Here is a 2,801-nt window from a genome sequence, read left to right on the forward strand (position 1 = left end):
TTTGTTTATAGAGTAGTAAATTCTCTTTAGCACTTCGCGGTCTTTTGCTTTGCTAGTATCAAGTACTACTTCGTTTTTGTCGATATGCAAACTGCGCACCAAAAGCATCTCTAAAACTAAGCATTGTAAAAAATCAACACCTTTTACTTTTTTTATACTAGTAGATATTGTCCTTAGTGTAAGATGTGAGCTTTTGCTGAATTTAGAGCTTTCTAAGTAGTCACTAAAACCAAAGTTAACTTTGCATTGTCTTACAAATGTCGCTTATTTTGTTAAAGTAAAAATTTGTCATAGGATTTTTGTTTCCCAGTAATTTTTTGCTGATCTTATAGGCCTTTTTATAATTTTTTATTGCTAATTTATACTCATCTGCTACTTCACAAATAGCTGCAATATTTGCATAACACTTTGCCACGCTAGTACTGCTATCCCCACATATCTTTAAATAAATTTCAAGTGCTTTATTATTAAGCTCAAAAGCTTTTATATAATCTTCTTTTTTCAAAAAAGCGACACCCAGATTATAATATGATACTGCTGTGTCTTGGTGGATTTCTCCTAAGATTTTAATTCTTATTGTAAGAGATTTTTGAAAATTTTTTATAGAATTTTCAAAATCCTTTTTTAGCAAGAATACATTTCCTATATCATTATAAAATTTTGCTACTTCGACATTATTTATTCCAAATAGCCTTTTAGAAATTTGTAATCCCTTTTTGTAAAATTTGATAGCTGAGTTATATCTACATTCTTCCGTGTATATATTTGCTATTTTTAAGTAAGTAGATAAACTTTTTTCATCAGATAAAAAATTCACTATTTCTTTTAGCAAATTTAGTCTTTCGGTTATATTTTTATTTAATCTCATAAATATATCCTATTTTAATTTTTGATTTAAAAGTTTTTGTAGCTCTTTTTTATCTACATTATGCTTTCCAGTTTTATCTGCACTATCGAGGCTACTTTCTTTTTGTTTTTCCAGATATTATTAGAATATTTTTTATTTTGCACTGTCCGTATTATGAATTAAAATTCCAAATTTAGCTTTTTTAGAAAAAAATTTATTTCCTGCTAAATTTGGACCAATACAAATATTGTCATTTTTCAATTCCATTGCCTGCGCTTTAATTAAGTCAGATAAAAACATTAAACTTTTTGTATCTCCTTGTATAAAAAAGACATTATCTTCTAACCAAGTATTTATTTTTATTTTTTCTTTTGAATATTGTTCTAATGCATTATTTATTTTCATTTGGTGTCTTCCTAGATTGCAAATTAATCAATTTTTGCAATAGATAAATCCAGTTCTGTCTGAAATAACATATCGTATCCGATTTTTCTTAGTTCTTTGACTATTTCAAATCTATCATAAAAAAAATTTCTACAAGTATCATATTTATTTTTTTCTTCTTTTGGATACCAAGTCAGATTTTTATTGACTAAAGGATAGTGTTCTAGTGAAAAGCTATGATATTGATTTGGTTCTACTCCTTTTTTGTCTGGATAAAAAAGTAGAGCTTCGCAACCTAAAACTTTGATATTGTTTTGTTCTAATAAACCTAAAAATGATAAACCATCTTCATAATATAGCCATAATTCGCACTTTGTTATATCTTTTTCTTTATAAATTTTAGGAGATTTGTTGAACCATAAATTTAAATTGTCGATTACCGAATTTATATTATTTGATAAATTTGGGATTACAGAAAATAATGTAACATAACCAGCACGAGCCATACTATCTAATAATAAAAATTTTTCATACATAAAAATATTGTCTTTATCATACGCAGAATTATTTAATCTTGATTTGACTATTTCATAATCATAATTTCTACAAAAATCATACGATAAATCTAACTCTTTATCATTTTTGGCTTTATAGGTATAAGTCTGTATTTCTAAAATTTTTATATCATACTCTTTCAATAAATTAATAAAATTTATTGAATCTTCGTAATAAAGCCATAGTTGATTTTTTCTTATATCACAAATTTCAGGTTTTTTGGGCGATTTATCAAACCAAGAATTTAATATATTAGGAAGAAAATTTGTTGTTTTCATTTTGTTCTCCTAATTTATAGTTTGAATTTTCTACAATAACACAAAGAGTTGCAGAAATAGGATTTTTTTCATCTATAAAATTTTTGTAGTTAAAAATTTCATCATCTTGCCTAATTCCATACATTCTAAAATCTAGTTGATTTATAAAATCATCCGTGTAAAATGGGGAATGTGTATCTACAAAATCTAAATCAAAAAATGATAATTTAAATAAAATTTTATCCGTAATCTCACTTTTCAAAAATTCTTTTATAGCTAAATTCAAAAACAAAAAAGAAGTTCTGTAAAAATGTTTTTTGCTTTTGAAATCTTTTTCGTATAATTTTATTTCATTTATATCCCATTCCAATTCCGTTATACTTTTTTTATTTGTATGTAATTTCTTTTTTTTTGCATTATATCTAAAAAAAATTCCAAAATCTGTTTTACATATACCATATTTAATATATTTATCTAAATGTTTCAACTCGTAACCTTTATTTCCCTTAAAAACTAACTTTTTTCTATTGCCTATTGCATTTTTCATATAATGTAAATATTGTTCTAGGCGTTTATCGTAATGTAATTCCATGTTCATAGCTTACTCACCTAGAATTTTTTTGCCTTCGTGTCTATTTTGTTCGCCGTATTCATAAGAGTGATACAATAAAAACATTTCGTTTGACATTTTAACCCATTATTTTAATTTTTGATTTAGCTTCATAAAAACCTACAACTCTAAATTATATATATCGTGC

4 protein-coding genes are annotated in these 2,801 nt (G+C 25.2%); all 4 read right to left on the minus strand.

Going from position 1 to position 2,801, the window contains the following annotated elements; genetic code table 11:
* Window positions 1-235: 235 nt before the first annotated feature.
* Complete coding sequence (locus UNSWCS_RS11070; RefSeq protein WP_021088556.1) at window positions 236-868, minus strand: tetratricopeptide repeat protein; 633 nt, start codon at window positions 866-868, stop codon at window positions 236-238.
* A gap of 132 nt (window positions 869-1,000) precedes the next feature.
* On the minus strand, window positions 1,001-1,252 hold the full coding sequence (locus UNSWCS_RS11075) for a hypothetical protein (RefSeq protein WP_035144164.1): 252 nt from the start codon (window positions 1,250-1,252) through the stop codon (window positions 1,001-1,003).
* Window positions 1,253-1,275: 23 nt separating this feature from the next.
* Window positions 1,276-2,064, minus strand: a complete 789-nt coding sequence (locus UNSWCS_RS11080; RefSeq protein ID WP_021088554.1) for a hypothetical protein — start codon at window positions 2,062-2,064, stop codon at window positions 1,276-1,278.
* The gene (locus UNSWCS_RS11085) at window positions 2,039-2,641 is read right to left on the minus strand and encodes a hypothetical protein (protein WP_021088555.1); all 603 of its coding nucleotides are present in this window, start codon (window positions 2,639-2,641) and stop codon (window positions 2,039-2,041) included. The genes UNSWCS_RS11080 and UNSWCS_RS11085 overlap by 26 nt, the downstream gene beginning before the upstream one ends.
* Window positions 2,642-2,801: the final 160 nt, after the last annotated feature.

Source organism: Campylobacter concisus UNSWCS (assembly GCF_000466685.1).
Classification (GTDB): Bacteria; Campylobacterota; Campylobacteria; order Campylobacterales; family Campylobacteraceae; genus Campylobacter_A; species Campylobacter_A concisus_A.

Excerpts from the sequence above, each read along its gene's own strand:
- UNSWCS_RS11070 (WP_021088556.1), bottom strand. The coding sequence starts at position 868 with ATGAGATTAAATAAAAATATAACCGAAAGACTAAATTTGCTAAAAGAA.
- UNSWCS_RS11075 (WP_035144164.1), bottom strand. The coding sequence starts at position 1,252 with ATGAAAATAAATAATGCATTAGAACAATATTCAAAAGAAAAAATAAAA.
- UNSWCS_RS11080 (WP_021088554.1), bottom strand. The coding sequence starts at position 2,064 with ATGAAAACAACAAATTTTCTTCCTAATATATTAAATTCTTGGTTTGAT.
- UNSWCS_RS11085 (WP_021088555.1), bottom strand. The coding sequence starts at position 2,641 with ATGAACATGGAATTACATTACGATAAACGCCTAGAACAATATTTACAT.